This is a genomic window from Pseudonocardia xishanensis (assembly GCF_039541715.1).
GTDB lineage: Bacteria > Actinomycetota > Actinomycetes > Mycobacteriales > Pseudonocardiaceae > Pseudonocardia > Pseudonocardia xishanensis.
The window spans coordinates 107,975-132,016 of sequence record NZ_BAABGT010000040.1 but is presented as its reverse complement, the minus strand read 5'-3'; the positions used below and the strand labels follow the sequence as shown (position 1 = coordinate 132,016).

General features: G+C 71.5%; 24 protein-coding genes. 14 read left to right on the top strand and 10 right to left on the bottom strand.

What is annotated here, in order from left to right:
- The first annotated feature begins 5 nt into the window (after nt 1-5).
- On the top strand, nt 6-1,145 hold the full coding sequence (locus ABD993_RS17800; protein WP_345419266.1) for an acyl-CoA dehydrogenase family protein: 1,140 nt from the start codon (nt 6-8) through the stop codon (nt 1,143-1,145).
- A 34-nt stretch (nt 1,146-1,179) separates the two neighbouring features.
- Here the strand turns inward: ABD993_RS17800 and ABD993_RS17795 are convergent, their stop codons facing one another.
- On the bottom strand, nt 1,180-1,587 hold the full coding sequence (locus ABD993_RS17795) for a PaaI family thioesterase (RefSeq protein ID WP_345419264.1): 408 nt from the start codon (nt 1,585-1,587) through the stop codon (nt 1,180-1,182).
- A gap of 50 nt (nt 1,588-1,637) precedes the next feature.
- Here ABD993_RS17795 and ABD993_RS17790 point away from each other — a divergent pair, with 50 nt between their 5' ends.
- The 6 genes from ABD993_RS17790 to ABD993_RS17765 are packed head-to-tail and all read left to right on the top strand — an operon-like array spanning nt 1,638 to nt 8,029.
- Nucleotides 1,638-2,630: a DODA-type extradiol aromatic ring-opening family dioxygenase gene (locus ABD993_RS17790; RefSeq protein WP_345419262.1), complete on the top strand. Its 993-nt coding sequence runs from the start codon at nt 1,638-1,640 to the stop codon at nt 2,628-2,630.
- Complete coding sequence (locus ABD993_RS17785) at nt 2,621-3,271, top strand: RraA family protein (RefSeq protein WP_345419259.1); 651 nt, start codon at nt 2,621-2,623, stop codon at nt 3,269-3,271. Before ABD993_RS17790 ends, ABD993_RS17785 begins: the two co-directional genes overlap by 10 nt.
- Nucleotides 3,271-4,365 carry a zinc-binding dehydrogenase gene (locus ABD993_RS17780; RefSeq protein ID WP_345419257.1) on the top strand — a complete coding sequence of 365 codons (1,095 nt, stop codon included), beginning with the start codon at nt 3,271-3,273 and terminating at the stop codon, nt 4,363-4,365. Before ABD993_RS17785 ends, ABD993_RS17780 begins: the two co-directional genes overlap by 1 nt.
- 36 nt (nt 4,366-4,401) lie before the next feature.
- Nucleotides 4,402-5,964: a class I adenylate-forming enzyme family protein gene (locus ABD993_RS17775; RefSeq protein ID WP_345419254.1), complete on the top strand. Its 1,563-nt coding sequence runs from the start codon at nt 4,402-4,404 to the stop codon at nt 5,962-5,964.
- Between the two features lie 17 nt (nt 5,965-5,981).
- Entirely contained in the window at nt 5,982-7,121 is a 1,140-nt protein-coding gene (locus ABD993_RS17770) for an acyl-CoA dehydrogenase family protein (protein ID WP_345419251.1), read from the top strand.
- The gene (locus tag ABD993_RS17765; RefSeq protein ID WP_345419248.1) at nt 7,118-8,029 is read left to right on the top strand and encodes an alpha/beta hydrolase; all 912 of its coding nucleotides are present in this window, start codon (nt 7,118-7,120) and stop codon (nt 8,027-8,029) included. Before ABD993_RS17770 ends, ABD993_RS17765 begins: the two co-directional genes overlap by 4 nt.
- 38 nt (nt 8,030-8,067) lie before the next feature.
- Here ABD993_RS17765 and ABD993_RS17760 read toward each other — a convergent pair whose 3' ends face one another.
- Nucleotides 8,068-8,829, bottom strand: coding sequence for an SDR family NAD(P)-dependent oxidoreductase (locus ABD993_RS17760; protein ID WP_345419246.1), 762 nt, complete (start codon nt 8,827-8,829; stop codon nt 8,068-8,070).
- 93 nt (nt 8,830-8,922) lie between these two features.
- Between ABD993_RS17760 and ABD993_RS17755 the strand changes: the two genes are divergently transcribed.
- From ABD993_RS17755 to ABD993_RS17735, 5 genes are read left to right on the top strand one after another with little or no spacing between them, the layout of a single operon-like run.
- Nucleotides 8,923-9,624 carry an enoyl-CoA hydratase/isomerase family protein gene (locus tag ABD993_RS17755; RefSeq protein WP_345419244.1) on the top strand — a complete coding sequence of 234 codons (702 nt, stop codon included), beginning with the start codon at nt 8,923-8,925 and terminating at the stop codon, nt 9,622-9,624.
- Nucleotides 9,625-9,639: 15 nt separating this feature from the next.
- Nucleotides 9,640-11,259 carry a flavin-containing monooxygenase gene (locus ABD993_RS17750; RefSeq protein WP_345419242.1) on the top strand — a complete coding sequence of 540 codons (1,620 nt, stop codon included), beginning with the start codon at nt 9,640-9,642 and terminating at the stop codon, nt 11,257-11,259.
- 4 nt (nt 11,260-11,263) lie between these two features.
- Nucleotides 11,264-13,048 carry an ABC transporter permease gene (locus tag ABD993_RS17745; protein WP_345419237.1) on the top strand — a complete coding sequence of 595 codons (1,785 nt, stop codon included), beginning with the start codon at nt 11,264-11,266 and terminating at the stop codon, nt 13,046-13,048.
- Nucleotides 13,045-14,220 (top strand): ABC transporter ATP-binding protein, encoded by a 1,176-nt coding sequence (locus ABD993_RS17740; protein WP_345419234.1) that lies wholly within the window; start codon nt 13,045-13,047, stop codon nt 14,218-14,220. Before ABD993_RS17745 ends, ABD993_RS17740 begins: the two co-directional genes overlap by 4 nt.
- 26 nt (nt 14,221-14,246) lie before the next feature.
- Nucleotides 14,247-15,371 (top strand): ABC transporter substrate-binding protein, encoded by a 1,125-nt coding sequence (locus ABD993_RS17735; protein ID WP_345419231.1) that lies wholly within the window; start codon nt 14,247-14,249, stop codon nt 15,369-15,371.
- A 59-nt stretch (nt 15,372-15,430) separates the two neighbouring features.
- Here ABD993_RS17735 and ABD993_RS17730 read toward each other — a convergent pair whose 3' ends face one another.
- Genes ABD993_RS17730 through ABD993_RS17695 form a run of 8 tightly spaced genes read right to left on the bottom strand, consistent with a single transcriptional unit; the run spans nt 15,431 to nt 21,798 of the window.
- On the bottom strand, nt 15,431-16,390 hold the full coding sequence (locus tag ABD993_RS17730; RefSeq protein WP_345419229.1) for a PDR/VanB family oxidoreductase: 960 nt from the start codon (nt 16,388-16,390) through the stop codon (nt 15,431-15,433).
- Nucleotides 16,387-17,037: an RraA family protein gene (locus tag ABD993_RS17725; RefSeq protein ID WP_345419226.1), complete on the bottom strand. Its 651-nt coding sequence runs from the start codon at nt 17,035-17,037 to the stop codon at nt 16,387-16,389. Before ABD993_RS17725 ends, ABD993_RS17730 begins: the two co-directional genes overlap by 4 nt.
- Complete coding sequence (locus ABD993_RS17720; RefSeq protein WP_345419223.1) at nt 17,034-18,164, bottom strand: aldo/keto reductase; 1,131 nt, start codon at nt 18,162-18,164, stop codon at nt 17,034-17,036. Before ABD993_RS17720 ends, ABD993_RS17725 begins: the two co-directional genes overlap by 4 nt.
- Nucleotides 18,113-19,060 (bottom strand): acyl-CoA dehydrogenase family protein, encoded by a 948-nt coding sequence (locus tag ABD993_RS17715; protein WP_345419219.1) that lies wholly within the window; start codon nt 19,058-19,060, stop codon nt 18,113-18,115. The genes ABD993_RS17720 and ABD993_RS17715 overlap by 52 nt, the downstream gene beginning before the upstream one ends.
- Nucleotides 19,057-20,154, bottom strand: a complete 1,098-nt coding sequence (locus ABD993_RS17710) for an acyl-CoA dehydrogenase family protein (protein ID WP_345419216.1) — start codon at nt 20,152-20,154, stop codon at nt 19,057-19,059. Before ABD993_RS17710 ends, ABD993_RS17715 begins: the two co-directional genes overlap by 4 nt.
- Nucleotides 20,151-21,122: an amidohydrolase family protein gene (locus tag ABD993_RS17705; RefSeq protein WP_345419214.1), complete on the bottom strand. Its 972-nt coding sequence runs from the start codon at nt 21,120-21,122 to the stop codon at nt 20,151-20,153. The genes ABD993_RS17710 and ABD993_RS17705 overlap by 4 nt, the downstream gene beginning before the upstream one ends.
- Complete coding sequence (locus tag ABD993_RS17700; protein ID WP_345419212.1) at nt 21,119-21,520, bottom strand: RidA family protein; 402 nt, start codon at nt 21,518-21,520, stop codon at nt 21,119-21,121. The genes ABD993_RS17705 and ABD993_RS17700 overlap by 4 nt, the downstream gene beginning before the upstream one ends.
- Before the next feature lie 26 nt (nt 21,521-21,546).
- Nucleotides 21,547-21,798, bottom strand: a complete 252-nt coding sequence (locus ABD993_RS17695) for a hypothetical protein (protein ID WP_345419209.1) — start codon at nt 21,796-21,798, stop codon at nt 21,547-21,549.
- 83 nt (nt 21,799-21,881) lie between these two features.
- Between ABD993_RS17695 and ABD993_RS17690 the strand changes: the two genes are divergently transcribed.
- Nucleotides 21,882-23,192 (top strand): Rieske 2Fe-2S domain-containing protein, encoded by a 1,311-nt coding sequence (locus ABD993_RS17690; protein WP_345419206.1) that lies wholly within the window; start codon nt 21,882-21,884, stop codon nt 23,190-23,192.
- 7 nt (nt 23,193-23,199) lie between these two features.
- Nucleotides 23,200-24,030, top strand: a complete 831-nt coding sequence (locus ABD993_RS17685; protein WP_345419203.1) for an SDR family NAD(P)-dependent oxidoreductase — start codon at nt 23,200-23,202, stop codon at nt 24,028-24,030.
- Nucleotides 24,031-24,042: the final 12 nt, after the last annotated feature.

Here is a 24,042-nt window from a genome sequence, read left to right as displayed (position 1 = left end):
TCGACATGCCGCAGTTCACCGAGGAGCAGCAGGCGCTGCGCGAGGTCGCCCGCGAGGTGGCCCGAGAGCGCATCGAGCCGATGGCACGCAAGCTCGACGAACGGGTGGTCGACCCCGAGGAGCTCGTTGCGCTCTACCGCGAGCTCGGCTGGATGTCGCTGACGGTCCCCGAGGAGTACGGGGGTGCCGGAGCCGGGACGACCGAATGGTGCATCGTGGCCGAGGAGGTGGCAGCGGTGTCGATGTCCGCCGCACACCTGTTGGGGCACAACGGGATGAACACGATGGTCGCCCTGCTCGGCACCGATGAGCAGAAGGCCCGGTTCTTCCCTCGCCTCGACGAGTCCTTCGCCTGCTTCATGGCGTCGGAGCCGGAGGCGGGCAGCGACGTGTCCTCGGTTCGTACGGTCGCGGTGCGCGAGGGTGACGAGTACGTCCTGGACGGCCGCAAGCAGTGGGTCGGGCACGGGGGCCACGCCGAGATCTACACCGTCGTGGCGAAGGTCGACGAGGGCTCCGGGAAGCAGGCCATCGGGCTGTTCTTCGTCGACGGCCGGGAGTCGCCGGGGATGCGGGCCGAGCGCGAAGAGGACCTCATGGGCCTCAACGGGGTCTCGGTGGCCGAAGTCGCCGTCGACGGCGTCCGGATCCCGGTCACCAACCGCCTGGGCGGGCGCAACGGGACGCAGGAGTTCATCGCCTTCATGAACGCGGCTCGTCCGACCTCCGCCGCTCAGGCCGTCGGCATGGCGAACGCGGCGATGGAGTACGCCGTCCGCTACACACACGAGCGCCACCAGTTCGGTCAGCCGGTGTACCGGTTCCAGGCCGTCTCGCACATGCTCGCCCAGATGGCCACCGATATCGAGGCGGCGCGGGAGCTGACCTACGCGGCGGCCGCCGAGATCGACCGCGGCGGGCCCCGCGGCGGGGAGCTCGTCTCGATGGCCAAGGCCTTCGCCACGGACATGGCCATGCGGGTGACCACCGACGCCGTCCAGTGCCTGGGTGCCTCGGGTTACTCGCGGGAGCACCCGCTCGAGCGCATGATGCGCGACGCCAAGATCGGTCAGATCTACGAGGGCACCAACCAGATCCAGCGCGAGACGATCGCGAAGCTGCTCTCCCGCCGCCTCGTCGGGTGATCCCGGCGACCCGCCGTCCGGCCCGGGCGGCGGGTCAGTCCGCCCGCAGGTTCTGCAGGCGGACGCGGCCGGTCGCAACGAGGCGGCTCTCGGAGTCGGTGATCGCGACCTCCCACAGCTGCTGGGTGCGGCCTCGGGCCACCGGAGTGGCGACGACGGAGAGCCGGCCGGTGCGGACCGGTCGCAGGAAGTCCGTCGAGTTGCTGACGCCGACGACCTTCCCCCGATCGCCCCACCACCGGGCGGCGCCGCGGCTCGCCGCCGCCTCGACCAGCGCGCAGTAGGCGCCGCCGTGGACGATGCCCTGTTTCTGGCGCACGCGGTCCGGGACGTCCCACACCACCTCGACGCGGTCGGGCGTCGACTCGACGAACGTGAAGCCCAGGAAGTCCTGGACGCCGTCGACGTGCTCGGGGAGCGCCTGCGGAACGTCGCTTGTCACGACGCCACTATACTATATAAAGTACGAAGAACGTCGTCGAGAGGAGCCCCATGGCGGAGATCGTGGTCGGGGTCGCCTGTTCCCACAGTCCCCAGCTCAGTACCCCGGTCGAGATCTGGCACGACCACGCCGCGCGGGATCGGCGCAAGACCGACCTGATCGGTGTCGACGGGCACGTGCACGACTTCGCCGAGCTCGTGCCCATGGCCCCGCCGGGTCTCGATGCCGAGCTCACGAACGAGGTGTTCGTGGCGAAGGACCAGCGGATGCAGGCGGGTCTGGAGAAGTGCAGGCTCGCCCTCGAGGAGTCCGGAGCGACCGTCGCCGTGGTGATCGGCAACGACCACAAGGAGATGTTCGGGGACGACGGGATGCCCGCGTTCGCCGTGTTCCTGGGGGACTCGGTGCCGGACAACCCGATCCCCGAGCCGGTCCTGGCCGGCATGCCCACCGGCCTGCGCGACGCCCAATGGGCCTACCACGGCGAGCAGGTGGAGACCTATCCCGTGCGCGCCGACCTCGCCTGGCACATCGCGGGCCACCTGACCGAGTCGGACTTCGATCCGGCCCAGCTCACCCGCCAGCCGCCGGGTCGGACCCTGGGTCATGCCTGGACGTACAGCCGCAGGCGCCTGATGGGGGCGGTGATCCTGCCGATGGTGCCGATCCACCTCAACTCCCTGTACCCGCCCACGCAGCCGTCGCCGCGGCGGTGTTTCGCGCTGGGCAAGGCGGTCGCGGAGGCGATCCGGTCGTGGGAGAGCGACGAGCGGGTGGCCGTCATCACGACGGGGGGGCTGAGCCACTTCGTGGTCGACGAGGAGCTCGACCGGGCGGTTCTGGACGCGATCGCCGCGCACGACGCCGCTGCGCTCACGGCGATCGACCGCCGCAAGATGAACTCGGGCACCTCGGAGATCCTGAACTGGGTCACGGCGGCGGGCGCGCTCGACGAGCTGCAGATGGAGGTCATCGACTACGTGGCCGCCTACCGCTCGGAGGCCGGGACCGGCGTGGGGATGGCGTTCGCGTCATGGCACTGACCGAGATCCCTGCGGAGACCAGCGGAGTCGCTGCGGCCGCTGCGCGGTTCCCGACGGCGACCCTGCACGAGGCTGCCGGTCGCGTCGGCGACCTGCCTCCGGAGATCAAACCCGTGGGCCCGTTGTTCCGAGTGGCGGGGCCCGCCTACCCCGTGCGCAGCCCCGCAGGGAGCAACCTCCACCTACATCACGCGATCCGGCGTGCGGCACCGGGTGACGTCCTGGTCGTCGACGTGGGCTCCGGATACGACTGGGGCTACTGGGGCGAGATCCTGAGCGAGGCCGCCCGTGCAGCAGATCTCGGCGGGCTCGTGATCGACGGGTGCGTCCGGGACCGGGCCGAGCTGCTCTCGGTCGGGTTCCCGGTCTTCGCGCGCGGGCTCTGCATCCGGGGGACCGAGAAGCTGACCGGCGGCGGCACTCTCGGTGAGGAGATCCAGGTCGGACGCGTCACCGTGAAGGCGGGCGACATCGTGGTCGGGGACGTCGACGGCGTCGTCGTCCTGGACCGGGAGGCCGCGCCCGAGATCGTCGCGGCCGCCGCCGACCGTGAACGGAAGGAACAGGACATCATCACCGCGATCAAGAGCGGGACGAGCACCATCGACCTGTACGGCTTCCCGCCGGTGGAGGAGGCCTGATGAGCGGGACGACGGTGAAGGGCGTCGTGGTGCAGGCCGAGGGCGAGGCGCCCGAGGTCCTCGAGCTCGTACTGCCCGAGGTCGGGCCCAGGGACGTCCGCGTCGAGCTGACCGGGGCGGGCCTGTGCCACTCGGACCTCTCGATGCTGAACGGCACCCTCCGGCCGGTGTTCCCGTTGGTGCTCGGCCACGAGGCCGCGGGGACGGTCGTCGAGGCGGGGGCCGGTGTCTCGCAGGTGGGTGTCGGTGACCGGGTCGTCATCAACTGGGCGCCCGCCTGTCGCAGGTGCTGGTTCTGCCTGCGCGGCGAGCAGTGGCTCTGCGCCGAGTCGGCCCCGGTGGCCTCGGTGCCGAGGGGCACGCTGCTGGACGGCACCCCCCTGAACGTCGCCATGCGCATCGGCGCGTTCGCCGAGCAGACCGTGCTCCCGGAGAGCGCCGTGGTGAAGCTCCCCACGGGCATTCCCGACCCGGTCGCGGCGTTGCTGGGCTGTGCGGTGCTGACCGGGATGGGAGCGGTGCGCAACACCGCCGACGTCCGGTCGGGGGACACCGTGCTCGTGCTCGGCCTCGGCGGTGTCGGCCTGTCCGCCGTCGCGGGTGCGGCCCTCGCGGGTGCGGCCCGGGTGATCGCCGCCGACCTCCACCCGGAGAAGGAGGAGCTGGCCAGGGCCATGGGCGCCACCGACTTCCTCGTGAGCGGCCCCTCGCTCACCAAGGACGTCCGCAGGCTCACCGGCGGGATCGGGGCCGACCACGCCCTCGAGTGCGTGGGCTCGTCGCGCACCATCCGGGCGGCCTGGGATGCCACCCGCCGTGGAGGACGGGCCGTGGTCGTGGGCGCGGGTCGGGTCACCGACACGCTCGAGTTCAACGCCATGGAGCTCTTCGGCTCGGCGCGAACCCTGACCAGCTCGGTCTACGGCTCCAGCGAGCCGGGCCGGGACATCGCCGACATCGGAGCCCTGGTGGCGGCCGGCCGGCTCGACCTGGGCCCACTCGTCACCCACCACACGGACCTGCTCGGCATCGGGGACGCGCTGGACCGAATGGCCTCCGGAGAGGGTGGACGCACCCTCATCACCACCCACTGAGTGATCGCAGAGCCGGACGAAGGAGTCGACGAGGCCATGATCGAAGGACTGACCCTCGGCCAGATATCCCACCACTACGCACGCTCCGGCGTGACCCGGGACCGGGTGGTGCTGACCACGGGTTCCGAGTCGTACACCTGGGGTCGGCTCGATGACGGCTCCAACCGGCTCGCCCGGGCCCTGGGCGGTCTCGGGGTGGGAGTGCAGGACAAGGTGGCCGTCCTGCTGTGGAACGACCCCGCCTACTACGAGCTCATGTTCGCGGTCGCGAAGGCGGGCGCCGTCATCGTGCCGTTGAACGCCCGACTCGTCGCGCGTGAGCTCGCTTACTACCTCGAGCGGTCCCACGCCAAGGTGCTCGTGACCTCGCCCGGTTTCGCGACCGTCGTCCGTGAGGCGGTGGCGCTGGCGGGGATCGACATCGCGGTCCTCGGGAGGGGCGGCGGCGAGCCGGGTTGGCTCGACTACGACGAGCTCCTGGCAGGGAGCGACCCCGCCCCGCCGACCGTCGAGGTGTCGCCGGACGCCCCGTTCTGGATGCCGTTCACCTCCGGGACGACCGGTGCCCCGAAGGCCGCGCTCATCCCGCACCGCAACCTGGTCACCGAGTGGAACGCGCTCTCGGCGGAGATCGCGAGCGGTCGCGACGACACCTACCTCCTCGCCGCTCCGATCTTCGGTGGTGTGGGGTTCGTCTTCGGCCTGTGTTCGTTGTACCGCGGCGGCCGTGTGGTGCTGATGGAGCAGTTCGACCCGGCACGTGCGCTGCAGCTGATCGAGGAGCACCGGGTCACCGTCCTGCCCGCGGCGCCCACCATGCTCAGCATGATGATCGAGGCCGACGGCGCCGCGGAGCGCGACGTCTCCTCGGTCCGCGCGATCCTCGCCATGGGTTCCGCCCTGTCCACCGGGCTGCGCCGCCGGGTCGAGCGCTATTTCGCCGCGGCCGAGGGCGTCTACCACCCGTACGGCTCGACCGAGCTCGGAACCTGCGCCTGCATCCACCCGAGCCAGCAGGAGGGCCGGGACGGATCCGTCGGGCAGGGCTTCCTCGGTGCCGAGGTCCGCCTGCTGGACGCAGAGGGCAACGACGTGGCTCCGGGGGAGGTCGGCGAGATCTACACCCGCGGCAAGGTCCTGTCGGTCGGATACTTCGAGAACGAGGAGGCCACGGCGGCGAGCAGGCGCGGTGACTGGGTCACCTCCAACGACCTGGGCCGGTTCGACGAGGACGGCTTCCTCTACGTCGTCGACCGCACCAAGGACATGATCGTCACCGGCGGACTGAACGTGTACTCCAACGAGGTCGAGGAGGTCATCTCCACGTTCGACGGCGTGGGTCAGGTCGCCGTGATCGGAGTCCCCGACCCGAAGTGGGGCGAGGCCGTCACCGCCTATGTCACCGCCGCGGCGGGCGCCGAGGTCGACCTCGAGTCGCTGCGCGCCCACTGCACCGCCCAGCTCGCCGACTTCAAGCGGCCGAAGTCCGTCGTAGTCGTCGACGGGATGCCCCTGTCCTCCACGGGGAAGATCCTCAAGCGGGTCCTCCGTGACGACGTCGCCGCGGGTCGGGTGCCGACCGGCGCCGCACTGGCCTGAACCTGACGGAGCCCACCATGACGATGACCGTGCTGAACCAGGACCAGACCGATCTCGCGCGCACCGTCGCGGAGATCGCCCGGGCCGAGCTCGGCCCCTATGCCCAGCGGATGGAGGAGACCGGCGAGTTCGCCCACGACCTCGTCGAGCGCTTCGTGGAGTGGGGCTGGCTCGACCTGCTCGTCCCCGAGGAGTACGGCGGGGACGGTGCGGGCGCGACCGAGTGGGTGGTGATGACCGAGCAGCTCTCCCGCGTCTCCTTGGCCACCTGCTCCCTGCTCGAGGGCTACGGCCCGATCGTGATGCTGCGCCTGTTCGGGACGCCCGACCAGCAGAAGCGCTTCTTCCCCGTCCTGCGGAACGGGATGGGCTGCTTCGCCGGGACGGAGCCCGGCGCGGGCAGCGACATCGCGGCGATCACCACCCGGGCCGTCGACAAGGGCGGGTACTGGGTGCTCAACGGCGCCAAGCAGTACATCACCAACGGCGGGGTCGCGGACTTCATCGCGGTCCTCGCCACGGTGGAGCCGGGCGCGGGGCCGTCGGCTCACCGGCTGTTCTTCCTGGACCGTCGCACGACCGCCGGTGTGGAGACCACCCGCGAGGAGCAGATGATCGGCATCCGAGGCGGGTCGGTGGCCGGCCTGACGTTCACCGACGTCGAGGTGCCCGCGGAGGACATGCTCCAGGCGGAGGCGTTCAAGGCCGTCCAGGTGATGATGGACTACGGCAGGCCCAGCACCGCGGGCATGGCGGTCGGTGTCGCGAGTGCGGCCATCGACTGCGCGCTGGACTACACGCTGGAGCGGGAGGCGTTCGGGCGTCCGGTCTACGACTTCCAGGGCGTGTCCTTCATGATCGCCGACATGGCGACGCAGACCGAGGCGGCGCGCCTGCTCGGCTACCGGGCCGCGGCGGAGGTCGACGCGGGCGGCCCGCGGGCTAACGAGCTGTCGTCGATGGCCAAGACGTTCGCCACCGACGTCGCCATGAAGGTGACGACGGACGCGGTGCAGTGCCTCGGCGGCGCCGGGCTGATGAAGGACTATCCGGTGGAACGGATGATGCGCGACGTCAAGGCGCTGCAGATCCTGGGCGGGACCAACCAGATCCAACGGCTGATCCTCTCGCGCGCGCTGAAGAAGGCGCGGCGATGAGCCTCGACGAGGCGACCCGGGCCGCGGTCGACGCGGCCCGGGCCCCCGGCGTTCCCACCTTGCGCGACCTCGGCGTCGATCGGGCCCGCAAGGTTGTCGCGGGCATGGCGCGGGGATTCCGCGGTCCCGCTCCGGCCGAGCGCCGCGAAGTGTCGATCGGGGGCTCCGGTCGCGGCGTCCTGCTCGTGCCCGCGGAGCCGGTGACCGCGCTCGTCGTGCACTTCCACGGGGGCGGCTGGACCCTCGGCGCACCCGAGCAGCACGAGGCCTTCGGAGCCGCGCTCGCCACGGCGGCCGGAGCCGCGGTGCTGTTGCCCGGCTACCGGCTGGCCCCCGAGCATCCGTTCCCCGCGGCGATCGAGGACGCGTGGGCCGCCGTCCGGTGGGCGGCGGACCGGGTCATCGAGCTCGCCGGGTCGAACGTGCCACTGATCGTGTCCGGGGACAGCGCCGGCGGGAACCTCGCCGCCGTCGTCGCCCGGCGGGCCAGGGACGGGGGTGGGCCGACGATCGCGCACCAGCTCTTGGCGTACCCCGCGCTGGACCCCGCCGGGACGACGCCGTCCTATCTCGACCCGGACAACCAGCTCATCTTCGACGCCGACCTGCTCCGCTGGTTCTGGGCCCAGTACGCCGCGGGCGCCGATCGCGCGGATCCCGATCTCGTGCCCCTGCGAGCAGAGTTGGGCGGCCTGCCGCCTGCGACCGTCCTGCTCGCCGAGCACGACGTGCTGAGTGACGAGGGGCGTGCGTACGCCGCGGCGCTCGCGGCCGCCGGTGTGCCCTCTCGGGTTCACACGGTTGCCGGGCAGGCCCACGGGTTCCTGACGATGGTCGGCGCACTCCCGGGTGCCGTCGAGGGTGTCGCCCTGCTCGCCGACGCGGTGCGGGTCGGGGTGCCGCGGTGAGGCGCCCCGGCCCCTGCCAGGCGGGGCCGGGGCGCAGCTCAGTAGGAGAACCGCCGCGTGAACCCGCCGTCCACCGTCAGGTTGGTGCCGGTCACGTGTCGTGCCCGCGGCGAGAGGAGGAACGCCACCGCCGAGGCGACGTCCTCGGGTTCGGCGAGTCGACCGAGGCCGGTCGCGTCGACCGCAGACCGGTAGAGATCGGGAGCGCGGTCGCGCAGCATCTCCCACGTGCCGCCGGGAAACTGGACAGGGCCGGGGGACACCACGTTGACCCGCACCCCGCGAGGTGCGAGTGCCCTCGCCTGTCCGAGGGCGTGCTGCAGACCCGCGGCCTTGAGCGCGGCGTAGCTGTCGGTGGAGGGCAGTACGCCCGCCTCGAGCGCGGAGGTCGTGGCGATCGAGACGACCGAGCCCCGCTCGCTCCCCTCGAGATGCGGCCGGGCGGCGGCGATGACGTTGACCAGCCCGAGCAGGTCGGTCTCGAAGCTCGTTCGCCAGGCGTCGCCACCGCGGCGCGATCCCGCCGACGCGTTGGCGACCACGCCGTCCAGACCGCCGAGCTCGGCGGCGCAGCGATCCACGACCTGCTGGACGGCCTCGGCGTCCGCCACGTCGGCGACCTCGCCGTGGACCGGTCCCAGCTCGCCGAGCTCCTTCACGGTCTGGGCGAGCCGTTCCGGATCGCGGGCGCAGATGCCGACGGCGGCCCCCTCCTCGAGGAGCACGCGGGCCACCGTCCGACCGATCCCTCGGCTGCCCCCCGTGACCAGCACCGTCATCCCTGTGAGTCCGAGATCCACCTGAGCTCCTCGAGCGTCGTTGACCTGTGTTCTGTATCTTGTACTATATAAAGCAGCCCGATGGGTCGGGAAGGACGGCAGAGCGGATCACGGATGATCACAGTCGAGCGGCACGGTGACATCCCGTGGCTCGTGATCGACCGGCCCGAGCGGCGCAACGCCCTGGACGACACCGGCTGGTGCGGTCTCGCGGACGCTCTGCGTGCCGTCGAACACCGACCGACCCCCGTCGTGATCACCGGCAGGGGTGCCTGCTTCAGCGCCGGGGACGACCTGCGACATGCGGCCGGACTGGCGGAACAGGAGCTCCTGGACTACGCGATCGACACCGTCCTCGCGGCGATCCGAGCCGTCGTCGAGCACCCCTATCCGGTCGTCGCCGCCGTCAACGGTCCTGCCGTGGGCGGCGGTGCCGAACTCGTGGCCGCGTCCGACGTCGCCGTCGCGGCGGCGTCGGCCACGTTCCGGCTGCCCGAGGTGGCGCTCGGCGTCGCACCGTCCCAGTTCCTCGGGCTGCGCCCCTGCGGGCCCAAGACGATGGCCGAGCTGGTGCTCTGCGGCAGCGTGCTGACCGCGGCCGACGCCCTCGGCGCCGGTCTCGTCGGTGCGGTCGTCCCGGACGCCGACCTGGCCGCCGAGGTCGACCGACGGACCACAGCGATCGCGTCCGCCCCCGAGGCCGCGATCCGTGCCGCGAAGCGTGCGCTGACCCGAGACCTGCGGGCGGAGGGCCTGGCGCGCATCGAGGCCGACATTCGCGCTCAGCTCGCCATACCGGCTCCCGCCACCCCCTGACCGAAGGAACGCAGCATGACCACACACCCGAACGACGCCACCCCCGCCGAGGCGGATGTCGTCGTCGTCGGCGCCGGGTTCGCCGGGCTCTACCTGGTGCATCGCCTGCGCTCGGCGGGCCTGGACGTCGTCGGGATCGAGGCGGGGTCCGACGTGGGCGGGACCTGGTACTGGAACCGCTACCCGGGTGCCCGGTGCGACATCCCGAGCATGCTGTATTCCTACTCGTTCGACGAGGACCTGGTGAAGGAGTGGGACTGGCCGGAGAAGTACTCGGCCCAGCCGGACATCCTCGCGTACCTCAACCACGTGGCCGACCGGTTCGACCTGCGGCGCAGCTTCCGCTTCGACACCCGGGTGCGGCGGGCCGACTTCGACGACCACACCGGACGATGGATCGTCGCCACAGAGGGCGGGGGAGTGCTGTCCGCGCGCCACCTGGTCACCGCAGTCGGAGCCCTCTCCAAGTCGAAGCCCCCGGAGGTGCCGGGGTTGGAGCGCTTCGCAGGCCGGTGGATGCACACGGGAGCCTGGCCCCAGGAGGATGTCGACCTCGCGGGCAAGCACGTGGGTGTGATCGGCACCGGCTCCTCGGGCATCCAGGTGATCCCGATCCTGGCCGAGGGCGCCGCGAAGGTCACCGTGTTCCAGCGGACGGCCAACTTCACATTGCCCGCCAAGAACGGCCCGATCGACCCCGCGCTCGTCGAGCGGATGCGCGAGGACTACCCGGCCGAGCACGTCGCGGCCCGCCGTTCGCTGTTCGGCATCCCCGCAGAGCGGCCAACGAAGTCCGCGCTCGAGGTGTCCGAGGAGGAGCGCACGGCCACCTTCACCGAGCGGTGGAACCGCGGCGAGCTCATCGGCGTGCTCTCCTCCTACTACGACCTGCTGCTGGACCGCGCGGCCAACGAGACCGCGGGCGAGTTCGTCCGCGACCGGATCCGCGAGATCGTCGAGGACCCCGCCTTGGCCGAGGCGCTGGTCCCGCAGGGCTACGCGTTCGGCACCAAGCGTCCGTGCCTCGACACGAACTACTACGCGACGTACAACAGGCCGAACGTCCGGCTGGTGAACCTGCGGGAGACGCCGCTCGTCGGGATCACCGAGGCCGGTGTGCAGACCGAGGCGGAGGAGCACCCGCTCGACGTGCTGGTCTTCGCGACGGGGTTCGACGCGATCACCGGTCCGCTCACCGCGATGGGCATCCACGGACGCGACGGCGTGCCCCTCACCGAGGCCTGGAAGCACGGCCCGGTCACCTACCTCGGGCTGTCCGTTCCGCAGTTCCCCAACCTGTTCACCGTGACCGGGCCGGGAAGCCCGTCCGTGCTCAGCAACATGGTGGTGTCCATCGAGCAGCACGTGGAGTGGATCTCGGACCTGATCCTCAGCATGCGCGAGCGGGGCGTCGCCACCATCGAGGCCACGGAGGTGGCGGCGAAGGACTGGACCGCGCACGTCCAGGAGGTCGCGGAGGCCACCCTGTACCCGGAGACCGACTCGTGGTTCACCGGTGCGAACGTGCCCGGGAAGCCCAAGGTCTTCATGCCGTACGTCGGTGGCGTCGGGCGCTACCGGCGGATCTGCGACGACGTGGCCGCCGCGGACTACCGCGGTTTCGTCACCCGCTGACGTGGTGACCTCGGCTCACTCGACGGAGCGTGCCACCGGGGACGGACTTCGCAGGCTGGTCCCGGTCCGCGGCGCCCGCAGCGCCCGGCCGTTCGTCGCGGTCCTCTGTGTCCTCGCGCTGGTCCTCTTCGTCTGGCCGGTCGCGATGCTCGCGATCGGGGCTTTCCGCACCTCGGCCCCCGGCGTGCCGGGAGAGTGGTCGGCACAGGCGGTGCCCGCCGTGCTGTCCGACCCGCGAACCTGGTCGACCCTGCTCCAGTCCGCCGCGCTGGCGGTCACCGTCACCGCGGTGGGAGTGGTCCTGGGGTTCTTCCTGGCCTGGGTGGTGACCCGGACGGACGCCCCGCTCCGGCGCGTCGTCACGCCGATGATGATGGTGGTGTTCGCGGTACCGCTGCTGTTCTCGGCGCTGAGCTGGGGGATGCTGGCCCAGCCCCCGAACGGCACCCTCAACACCGCGGTCGCCGCGGTGTCGGGCGCCGACACGACCTGGCTCACGGCGTACTCGTGGTTCGGCCTGATCGGCACGACGGCGCTCAAGGTCACCGCGGTGGCCTACCTGCTGTTGTCAGGACCGGTCGGTGCGATGGACCGGTCGCTCACCGAGGCCTCGTCGCTCGCGGGCGCTCGCCGGTGGACGACGTTCTGGCGGGTCGAGGTGCCGGTGCTCGCACCGGCCGTCGCGGGTGTCGCGATCCTGTGCCTGGTCCTGGGGCTCGGCCTTCTCGACGTCGCGCTCGTCCTCGGGGTCCCGGCGGGAATCTCGGTGTTCCCGACCGAGATCTACGGCTACCTGATGACGGCCTCACCTCCGGAGTACGCGAGAGCCGGAGTGCTCGCCCTGGTCCTGGTCGTGATCGTCCTGCTGCTGGTCGCCGCGCAGAACCGGGTGCTCGCAGGGCGGGAGTTCGTCACCGTGACAGGGAAGGCCCGGGCCGGGGACGTCCTGCCGCTCGGTCGCGCCCGCTGGGCGTGCACGGCGGTGGTCGTCGGATACGGGCTGGTGGCGGTGGTCCTGCCGTTCCTGCAGTTGGTGCTGGGTTCGCTGCAGCCGGTGTTCGGCGTCTACGGCACGTTCACACTCGACAACTACCTGGACGTCCTCGACGACCGGACCGTCCTCGAGGCGCTGAGCAACACCCTCCTGCTGGGTGTCGTGGCGGGCTTCGTCGCGACCCTGCTCGCCGCCCTGATCTCCTACGCACGGCTGCGCACCACCGCGGTGCTGCGCACGCTCCCCGACCTTGCGCTGTGGCTGATCATCGCTGTTCCGGGGGTCGTGGTGTCGCTGGGTGTGCTGTGGGCCTACCTCAGCACACCCGTGCTGGGCGGCCTCTACGGCACGGTGTGGATCGTGGTCCTCGCCCTCGTGGCGCTGGTGACACCGATCGCCGCCCGCGCCACGTCCGGGGCGGTCGTCCAGATCGGCCCGGAGCTGGAGGACGCAGCCCGGACCGCCGGTGCCTCGCAGGCTCGCACCGTCGTCGACGTGGTGTTGCGCCTGATCCTCCCCGCGTTCCTCGGGGCATGGTTCGTGACCGGGGTGCTCGCGGCGGGCAACCTCGACATCCCCGTCCTGCTGGCCTCGCCCAGCACGCCGACGGTGCCGACCATCGTCTACAGCCTGTACTCCCAGACCGGGCAGACCGCCCAGGCGGCCGCGGTGCTCTGTGTCTTCCTGGCGTCGCTCGCGGCGGTGTTCGTCCTGCTCCTGGCCCTGCGGGCGAGCGTGTCGGCCCTCCTGCGCCGCGCAACTCCTCAGCCGAACGAGAGAGGTGGACCGAGATGATCGGAGTCGAGGTGCACGGCCTCGTGAAGCACTACGGCGGGGCGCCCGTGGTCCGGGGGCTGGACCTGGACGTGCGCCCGGGGGAGTTCCTCACCCTGCTCGGTCCGAGCGGTTGTGGGAAGACCACCACCCTGCGGTGTGTCGCCGGGCTCGAGTCGCCGCAGGCCGGTGAGATCCGGATCGGCGACCGCACCGTCGTCGGGCAGGGTCGGTTCATCCCGCCGGAGAAGCGTGACATCGGCATGGTGTTCCAGAGTTACGCGCTGTGGCCGCATCTGACGGTCGCGGGCAACGTCGGGTACCCACTCCGTCGGCGAGGCCGGTCCCGTGCCGAGACGGCGAGCCGGGTCCGCGAGGTGCTGGACTTCGTCGATCTCGGGCACCTGGCGGACCGCAGCATCGGGCGGCTGTCCGGCGGTCAGCAGCAACGAGTCGCACTGGCCCGTGCGTTGGCCGCCCAGCCCCAGCTGCTCCTGTTCGACGAGCCGCTGTCCAACCTGGACGCCAAGCTGCGGGCGACTCTGCGGGACGAGCTGCGCCGGCTGCACGCCACCGTCGGAACCACCTCGATCTACGTGACCCACGACCAGACCGAGGCGATGACCCTGTCCACCCGGGTGGCGGTCATGAACGGTGGTGTCGTCGAGCAGCTCGGCACCGCGCGCGAGGTCTTCGACCGGCCGCGCACACGGTTCGTCGCGGACTTCGTCGGCATCGAGAACCTGCTCGACCTCACCGTCGAGGACGTCCGCGGCGGGACGGCGACCGCCCGCGCGGTCGGACTGTCCGTCCAGGTCGCCGCCGCCGACCCGGTCTCGTCGGGTGACCCGCTGTGCGTGGGGGTGCGAGCTCGGGCGGTGCGGCTGTATCGGCCCGAGGAGGCTCCGGTAGGCGCATCGACGGTCTCCGGCGTCGTCACGGATCGGGCCTTCCTCGGCGAAGAGGTGGCCTACCGGCTCGACGTCGGGGGGGTCTCGATCAGTGCGCTGGTCTACACGGACCCGTCCCGAGGACGCGGACACACCGATCCTGATCTCGACCCGGGGGCGCCGGTACTCGTGGAGCTCCCGACCGACCAGCTCGTGCCGCTCACGCCGAGCGGCGGACCCGCCGGAGACCGCCCGGCCACCACCGAGGACGAGCGGGTGCCCGCTGGGGCGACCGGCTCGTGACCCTTCCCGACTCGACGAGGAGTGCGATGACGATCCAGGGCGATGACAGGCGCGGATGGCGCCGAGCCCCGCTGGTGGCGCTTGCGGCGGTCGCCGCGGTGGTGCTGGCGGGCTGCGGAGGCGGTGGCGGCGAGCAGATGGTCGGCGACGCCGCGGGGCTGGGTCCGGCCGGCGAGCAGCAGTTCGTCGATCTCTACCGGGCCGCGCAGGAGGCTGGAGAGCGCGAGGTCGTGGTCTACAGCTCGTTCTCCGAGCCGTTGAAGCCCGCCTTCGACGCGTTCAGCAAGCGGTTCCCCGACATCAAGGTCACCGGGGTCCCGCTGTTCGGTGCTCCGCTTCAGACCAAGGTCGAGCAGGAGGTCACCTCAGGGCGCGTGACGGGTGACTTCGTGGCCAGCGCGGTCACGAGCATGAGCTACCTGGACAAGGCGGGCCGCTTCGAGCCGTATCGGCCGTTCGCCGCGAACTCGGTGACGAACGACCTCTTCGTCGACCCGGCCTACCCCGGCCTCACCGGGTTCATGTACGACGCCCGCGGTTTCCTCTACAACACCACCCAGGTGCCCGAGGGCTCCGCGCCCCAGGGCTGGAAGGACCTCCTGGACCCCGCGTGGAAGGGGCGCCTCGGGATCACCGACCCCACCTCCAACGGCGCGGGCCTGTCCTCGCTGTACCAGCTGACCGCCTCCGGGCAGTTCGACGACGCGTACCTGCGCGGCCTCGCTGATCAACAGCTCCAGCTGTCCAGCTCGTCACCGGAGCTGTCGTCCGCCGTCGCGACAGGCCGGGTCCCGGTCGGGCTGAGCGTGAGCAACGTCGACTACCAGCGCCTGAAGAAGGGCGGAGCGCCCGTCGGCTTCCAGTTCCCGCTGACCAGCGGTGGATACGTGGCCAGCGTCTACGGTGCGCTGACCGCAGGGGCACCCCACCCGAACGCGGCGAAGCTGCTGTTCAACTGGCTGTACACCCCCGAGGGTGCCCAGGCGCTCGCCGACCTGGACTACTTCTCGCCCGTGCCCGGCAGCCCGACTCCCGACGGCTACCCCCCGATCGAACAGATCCCGACCCTCACACCGCCCGGGCTCGCCGAGCAGGCGACCGGGGAGCAGCAGGTCCTGCCCGAGATCAAGCAGGTCTTCGGCAAGGCATGAGTGCGATGCGGCATGAGGAAGCCCCCGCGAGCCGCGGGGGCTTCCCCACGTCGGTGGGGTCAGACGTCGAGGACGAGCCTGCCTGACAGGCACCGTCCGACGCAGATCATCATCGTGGCGTTGGAGGCGCGTTCCTCGTCGTCGAGGACGGTGTCGCGATGCTCGGGCACACCCGCGAGGACCTTCGTCTCGCAGGAGCCGCAGAACCCCTCCTCACAGGAAGCCGGCGCGTCGGGCACCACCTCACGAACCACGTCGAGCAGGGAGCGGTCGGCGGGCACCTGGCGGGTCACACCGGATCGCCGCAGCTCGACCTCGAAGTCCCCGCCCGCGGCGGGGGCGGCGGAGGGGCCGTCCGGGTCCGCTGCGAACCGTTCGACGCGCAGCGCGAGGGAGCGCGCACCGGTCGCCTCCTCGACCGCGGCCAGCAGCGGTGCGGGTCCACAGGCGTAGACGACGGTCCCGGGAGCGGCGGAATCGAGCGCCGCCGCGAGGTCGGGATGCCCCAGCTCGTCCTGCGGGACGATGTCCACGGGGCCCAACGACCGGAGCTCGTCGACGAACGCCATCGACTCCCGTGTGCGCCCGCCGTAGACCATCCGCCAGTCCTGGCCCGTCGCGGCGAGCCGCCGTGCCATGGCCAGCATCGGCGTGACCCCGATGCCGCCGGCGATCAGCAGGTGTGACGGCGCGTCGGCCAGGCTGAAGTGGTTGCGGGGCCCTCGCACCCCGAGGGTGCGCCCGACGAGCCCGACGTCGTGGATCTCCCGCGAGCCGCCGCGCCCCTCGGCCTCGCGCAGGACGGCGACCCGGTAGCCGGCGGCACCCTCCGGCCCGCAGAGGGAGTACTGGCGGAGCAGGCCCGAGGGCAGGACCAGCTCCAGGTGGGCGCCGGGTTCCCAGGCGGGCAGAGGCTCGCCGGCCGGGTCGACGAGCAGCACGGAGACCACGCCGGCGGCCTCGTGCCGGACCTCCTGTACGCGGAGCTGCCGCAGCGCGGGCGGGTCGACGGAGGTCACGGGTTCTCCCGCTGCAGGGAGTGGTAGCCGAACCGGGCCCGTGCCGCCGCGATGGTGGAACCGTCGAGCACCGCACGAGTGATGTCGTCCTCGCGGGCGGCGATCGTCTCGGACAGGTCCCGCACCTCGGCCAGCCGCAGCGCGGGGATCACGACGGTCCCGTCGTCGTCCCCGACGACGATGTCACCGGGCTTGACCTGGGCGTCACCGAGAGCCACCGGGACCTGTGTGTCGGCGACCTCGACCCGGTCCTTGCCGGTGCGCATGAAGCGACCGTGGGTGAAGAGCGGATAGGTCAGGCGCAGCGCGGTCGCCACGTCCCGGCACACCCCCCAGATCGCGGTGCCCGCGATACCGCGGGAGGCGCTGAACTCGGTCAGGATGTCGCCCCACACGGTCGCGTCCGTGCGGCCCTGGTTGTCCAGCACCACGACCGCGCCCGGCGGCACCTCGTCGACGTAGTCGCCGACGGTGCCGACGGGGAACCCGGCGGGGACGTAGCGCACGGTGAACGCCGGCCCGGCGACCCGCAGCCCGTCCTGCACCGGCGCGATCCCGTGCGCGCTGCCACGCAGACCGAGACGGTCCAACGCGTCGGACACGGTGGCCGTGCCGATCTCGGCCAGGCGGGTCAGATCGTCGCTCATGTCGAGCCCTTCGTCGTGGTGATCCAGACGTCGGCGAGCGCCGCACCGACGTCGGCGGGGAGAGGGCCGCGCTCGGCGTAGCGGACGGCCTCCAGCACGTGTCCGGTGTGCGAGAAGCCACCCACCACCGTCGTCACGGCGGGGTGTGACATCGCGAAGCGGTAGGCGAGCTCGGTGAGCGACATCCCGCTCTCCCGGGCCAGCTCCGCGAACGGGACGACCAGCTCCACCTGGCGGGCGAAACCGTCGGGCCCAGCGAAGCGAACGTCTCGCGCCGACACCGGGTCCGGGGGGCGGCCCGCCACCGCGTCGTCTGTGAGCGCACCCGCGGCCACCGGGCTGATCGCCGACACCGCGACTTTGTGAGTCTCCGCGGCGACCAGGCTGTCCCGGTGGTCCATGGCCCGGCCCGCCGCGTCCAGTGCGAGCGGGTCGAATCCTGCTCCGCGCACGTGTTCCGGCAGCGCGGCGGTCGGGTTCAGCAGGTGGTAGGGCTGCTGGAACAGCGCTACCAGGCCGGACGCGAGCGCGGCACGGAGGGCGACGGGGTCGTTGTCCATCCCGCCCAGCCCGACCCGGCGGACGAGGCCCTGCTCCCGCAGCGCGGTGGTGGCCTCCCACACGCCGTCGAGCCCGATGTAGTCGTCGACGGTGAGCGGCGGGTACTGACTCAGCAGGCGCGCGCGGGGGTCGGTCGGCGAGTCGTAGTACCGACCGCGGTTCACCGGGTTGTGGACGAGCAGGAAGTCGAGGTGGTCCCGCTGTAGCCGGGTCAGGCTGGCCCGCACCGACCGTTCGACGCAGGTGCGCAGGTCGCCGGTGGCCAGGAACTCCGGGGTGATGTTGACCTTCGAGGTGACGAGCACGTCGGGTCGCCCGAGCTCGCGCAGGACGGCGCCGAGGTTGGTCTCGGCCGCACCGTGGCCGTAGATCGGCGCGCAATCGAAGTGCCGGATGCCGTGCTCGATCGCGGTCGCCACAGCCCGCCGCTGCTCGTCGCGCTCACCGCTGACGAGCAGACCTCCAGATGTGCCCGCGCCGAAGGAGATCCGGGGGAGGGCCTCGCCCGCCGGGATCACGTCCGCTCCCCGGCGGCTGCGGCGACGTGGCCGGTCAACGTCGTCCACACCTCCTCCTCGCCACCGGCCAGCGCCGCGGCGCCCAGGCGAGTCGCGGAGTCGGTGGGGACGGCGCCTCGATGGAGCCGGGCCAGCGAGGTGCGTCGGGCGAGCGGGTACTCCTCGGTCATACCCATGGCACCGTGCAGCTGGTGCGAGGTCGAGACGACGAGATCCGCCGCCCGCCGAGCGCCGATCGCGGCACCGGCCGCCGCGGCCCAGGCGTCCTGGCCGGCGTCGAGCTGGAGCTCAGCGCGGTCGAGGCCGGCGCCCGCCACCTCGAGCGCGGTCCGCATCCGGGCGAGGTGGGCGGCGACCGCAGGGAGGGCCACCAGCGGCTTGCCGAACTGTTCCCGTACGCGTACGTAGTCCCTGGTCAGCTCGTAAGCGCCCGTCGCGGCGCCGACGAGGCGGGCCGCGTTGGCCGCAAGCAGCCGGGTCTCGACCGGCCGTACCCGCTCCGCATCGACGACGGGCGCCTCGTCGATCTCCAGGTCGGCCGTGGGAGGCGGGCCGGGCTGGGTTCGCACGACCCTGGCGAGTACCCCGGTGCCTGCCTCGACGAGCAGGACACGGGAGCCGACGCGGGCACCAGGACTCACCACGACGAGGACATCACCCGGCGGACGACAGTGGGCCAGCATCGGGTCGAGGTCGTCCTGCTCCTCGGGGAGGGCCCACGCCGCCACCGCCGCTTCGACGAGTGGGACCTCCACGCCGTGGTGGGCCAACCGCCGGACGATGGTGTGCAGGTCGGACGGCCCACCACCGGACCCCCCGACCTCCTCGGGGACGCCTATGCGGGTCAGGCCGAGCTCGACGAAGGTGTCCCACAGTGACCCCGGGCTCTCCGCCGCGTGGTCCTCGACGACCTCGTCGACCAGTCTGAGCAGGTCGGAGTTCACGCCCGAGCCTCCTGACGTGCGATGAGAGACAACAACACCTCGGCCGCTCCGCCGCGGATGCCGAACCCGGGGGAGGACAGCAACGCGTCCCAGACCAGCGGGCTGGGAGCCCGGCCCGTGGCCGCGTACGCGTCCCGGACGAACTCGGCGAGATCGGTCTCGAACGCGGTGCCGAGGTGTTTCAGGCCGGCGGCCTCCCGCGTCGGTGCTTCGCCACCGTCCAACGCCTTCGCCACCCCGCCCGCGAGGTGACGCAGCGCGGCAAGTCGAGCGATCAGCTCACCCAGCCGGTCCTGCTCGGCGGGCGACAGCGACAGCCCGGCCGAGAGCAGCTCCGCCAGCAGGGGGTAGGTGGACAGCACCCGCTCCGGCCCACCCCGTTCGAAGGCGAGCTGCCCGACGACCTGCTGCCAGCCCCGGCCCCGAACGCCCAGCAGGCGGTCCTCCGGGACCACGACCCCCTCGAGCAGCACCTCGTTGAAGTGGTGCTCGCCCGCGAGGTCACGGATGGGGGAGACCTGGACACCGGGCGAGTCCATGTCGATGAGGAACTCCGACAGCCCCTCGTGCTTGCGCTCGCCCGTGTCGGTCCTGGCCAGCAGGTACAGGTGGGTCGCGCGATGGGCGTTGGAGGTCCACACCTTGCGACCCGACACGCGGAAACCGCCGGCGACCGGTGTGGCCCGCGTGGTGACCGCCGCGAGGTCGGAGCCCGCCCCCGGCTCGCTCATGCCCAGCGCGAAGACGACCTCGCCCGCGATGATCGCGGGCAGGAACTCCGCACGCTGTCGTTCGGTGCCGTGCCGGATCAGGGAGGGTCCGATCTGCCGGTCCCCGACCCAGTGCGCGCCGGTCGGGGCGCCCACCCGCAGCAGCTCCTCGGTGACGGCGAGGCGTGCGACGTTGCCGAGCCCCCGACCGCCGTACTCCCGCGGCCAGGTGAGGCCGATCAGACCGTGGGCCGCCAAGGACTTGCTGAACGCCGGATCGAGCCCGCGGGCCCAGTTGTCCGCCCGGCCGCGGCCACCGGTCGCCAGCCACTCCTCGGCCAGCGACCGCGCCGCGGCGCGGACCTCGGCGACCTCGTCGATCATGCGAGTCGGGTGTAGACGGTCCGCGCGTTCTTCTCGAAGATCGCCTGCAGCGCGCCCTCCTCCAGCCCGAGGCCCTCGAGCATCGGCTTGACGTCCTCGAGTCCGTATCCGCTGCCCGGGCGCTCGGTGCCGAACAGGACTCGGTCGGCACCCACGACACCGATCAGCAGGTTCAGCGCCTCCGGGGTGTACAGGCAGGTGTCGAACCAGAGCTTGCGCAGGCGTCCGACGTACGCCTCGCGCGCCGAGGCGGGATCCATTCCCTTGAACTTGCCCTCGTGAGCGACCCAGCGGCCGAGCTGGTAGGGGATGGAGCCGCCGCCGTGCGGAACGATGATCTTCAGACCGGGGAACCGGTCGAACACGTCGCTGCGGAGCAGCGAGGTGATCGCGAGGCTCTCCTCGGTGATGAAGTGCTCGCTGTAGTTCTCCCGCACCGTGCAGCCCGCGCAGTGCAACAGCGCCGGGACGTCCATCTCCTCGAGCTTCTCGTAGAGCGGGAACCAGTACTCGTCCTCCATGAGCGGGGAGCGCCCGTTCCCCTCACCCGGGTCCGGGTTGAGCAGCACGCCCACGAACCCGAGGTCGTTGATGGCACGGTCGAGCTCGTCGAACACCACGGAGACCGGCGCGCCGTCCTGCTGGGGGAGCCCGGCCACGCCGCGGATGCGGTCAGGACGGGCGTTCGCCTGGACGGCGATGGCGTCGTTGTGGTTGGCCACCCACCACTCGACCAGCTGTCCCGGCTTGTACGAGTGCTTCATGATGTAGGGCCGCGGGGAGGTCAGCTGGACGTCGGTGCCGACCTCGTCCATCAGCGCGATCTGGCGGTCGGCGGACTCGATCAGCGCAGCGTCGGGGACCTGGCCGCGCGTCCGTCCGTTGTAGACGCCTGCGGACTCCATCTGCGTCCAGGCGGCGTTGATGGCGGGGGGCGCGACGAGGTGGGCGTGGGAGTCGATGATCATGCGGTGTTCTCCTCCTGGACGGCGACGAACTCGACTTGCAGGTGCATGTGGGCCGGGATCTCGGCCTCGACGGTGTGCCGGACGGGCCGGGATCCGGGGTCGGGGAACAGGGCCGTCCACGGTCCGTCGAGGACCGCGCGCACCGCGGCGCGGTCCCGCGCGAACACGACCACCTTCGCGATGTCCTCGGGACTTGCGCCGGCCGCGGTGACCACGCGTCGGACGTTCTCGAACGCCGTCTCCGCCTGCTTCTCGACGGAGTCCGGCAGCACCCCGGAGTCGGCGTCGCGACCGGACAGCGCGCTGGAGAAGATGAACGGTCCGATCCTGGTCGCCGCAGGGAAGGGGGATGAACCGTGGTCGATGCCGTCGACCGTCACGGACGTGCGTCGCCTCATGGCGCTCCAACTCCTGGTGGGGGCGGTCAGGGGAGGACGATGCGGACGGAGCCCTCGCGGATCGCGGAGTCCGGCCGGATCTCGATGCCGAGCACGACCGGCGGCAGACCGACTCGGGCTTCGCGCTGCTTGGTCCTGGTCACCTGGGCGTAGTCCGCGCTGCTGAGCAGCAGGGCAACGGGCTCGATCCCCGCTGCGCGCCCAGCTATGATCGCTTCGCGAGCGTTGTCCAACAGCAGCGCCAGAGACGGCTCCGCCAGGGTCGTCCTCGTTGCCATCCGTATCCCTCCCGTGCTTTATAAAGTATAGTATGCCACGAGGTGGGGGTCAGGCCACCACGAAGTCGGATCGAGGGTGACGGATGCTGAACAACGCGGACAACGAACTCCTCGTGCGTATCGAGAACGGTGCGCCGATGTCGCAGCTCATGCGGAAGTACTGGCTGCCGGTCTTCCGGAGCGAGGACCTCGAGGCGGGCGGCGCCCCGAGACCGGTCACCCTGCTCGGCGAGCGGCTGGTCGCGTTTCGCGACACCTCCGGCGAGGTCGGTCTGCTCGATGAGTACTGCCCGCACCGCGGAGCGTCGCTGACCCTGGCGCGCAACGTCGACTGCTCCCTGCAGTGCCTGTACCACGGATGGCGGGTCGATCGTGAGGGCCGCGTGGTCGAGACCCCGTCCGAGCCTGACGACGCCACGTTCAAGGACCGGATCCGTCAGGTCGCCTATCCCGTCCGCGAGTCGGGCGGAATGGTGTGGGCCTACCTCGGCGACCCCGCGGAGACGCCCGAGTTCCCCGCCTTCAACTGGGCGGAGGCCGATCCTTCGCACACGGCGATCCTCCGGGTCCGGCTGAGCTGCAACTGGGCGCAGGCACTCGAAGGCGTCATCGACTCGGCCCACGTCAGCTTCCTGCACACCGACTACGTGGGACGTCTCGCCAACGGCGAGGACGCCTACGAGGGCGGCGGGGAGAGCCTGCTGTCGAAGGTCGCGCTCGACGGCCACCCCAAGCTGAAGATCGAGAACACGCCGTACGGCTTCCGTTACGGAGCGATCCGGGACGCCCACCGGGACGAGGACGGGGCGCCGGTGAAGTACGTGCGGGTCACCCATTTCGTCGCACCGGTCTGGGGTCTCATCCCCACACGGCAGGGCTGGTCCTTCGCCCAGGCGTTCGTGCCGGTCGACGACCATCACACGATGTTCTACTTCGTGCTGCACCTGGAGGACGCCCCGCTCAAGCCGGGCCAGCGCGAGCTGCTGGCCGAGTGGAACGGCATCACCGGCCTCGACGCCGACTTCGCGCTGCCGAGGCACACCGCCGCGAACAACTGGGGCCAGGACCGCGCTGCGATGACGGCGGGGACCTCCTTCTCGGGGATGGGTGGGTATCCGCCGCTGGAGGACATCGCGGTCCAGGAGAGCATGGGCCCGGTCTACGACCGCTCCCGTGAGCATCTCGGAACCTCGGACGTGGCGGTGATTCGGATGCGCCGGATCATGCTCGCCGCGGTTCGGGCGCTCGACACCGGCGACCGCACCCCGCCCGCCCTCGCCGGTGGCTTCGACTACCACGCGATCCACGCGGAGGAGGCCATCCTCGAGCTGGACCAGGAGTGGACGGTCGTCGGCAACCCGCGTCCGACCTCCCCCGCCTCCACCCAGGTGTGAGGCGTTGATGGACAGGGATGACATTGCCGTCATCACCGGTGCCGGCCGTATGGACGGCATCGGGCGCGCCGCCGCCGTCCGCTTGGCGCAGGACGGATGGCGGGTCGCCGTCGTCGAGCGTTCCGCGGACTCGACGCGCACCGAGGACGAGGCCCGCGCCGGGTGGCAGGGCGCGGCCTCGGTCGTGGCGGAGATCCGGGAGGCCGGCGGCAGCGCCTGGGCCTTCGCCTGCGACGTCGCGGATCCCGATCAGGTCCGAGAGCTCGGCTGCGACGTGAGTCGTCTCGGCCGGGTGGGGGCTCTGGTGAACAACGCCGGGATGGCGGGCGAGGCCAGCTCGTACCGGGTCCACGACACCCCGCCCGAGGTGTGGGTCGCCACCCTCGAGGTGAATGTGACAGGGCTGTACCGGATGATCCGGGAGTTCGTGCCACGGATGTTGGAGAACACGGTGGCGGACCGGGCGATCGTGAACCTGTCCTCCACCGCGGGGGTGCGGGTCATGCCGTTCTTCGGGGCCTACCCCGCGTCCAAGGCCGCGGTCGACTCGATCACCCGCCAGCTCGCCGTCGAGCTTGCAGCCGAGGGCATCAGGGTCAACGCCGTCTCTCCCGGGTCGACGGCGACGGACATGATGGCGGGCACGTTCCAGCGGACCGCCGAGCGGCTGGTCCTGGACCCCGAGGTCATCCGCAAGCACGCCGTCCGCGGCATCCCCCTGGGCCGGATGGCGACGCCCCGTGAGCAGGCGGACGTCATCGCGTTCCTGGCGAGCCCGGCGGCGTCGTACGTCACCGGGCAGATCATTCAGGTGGACGGGGGGCTGACTGTTGCCTGATCGGGTCCGCCT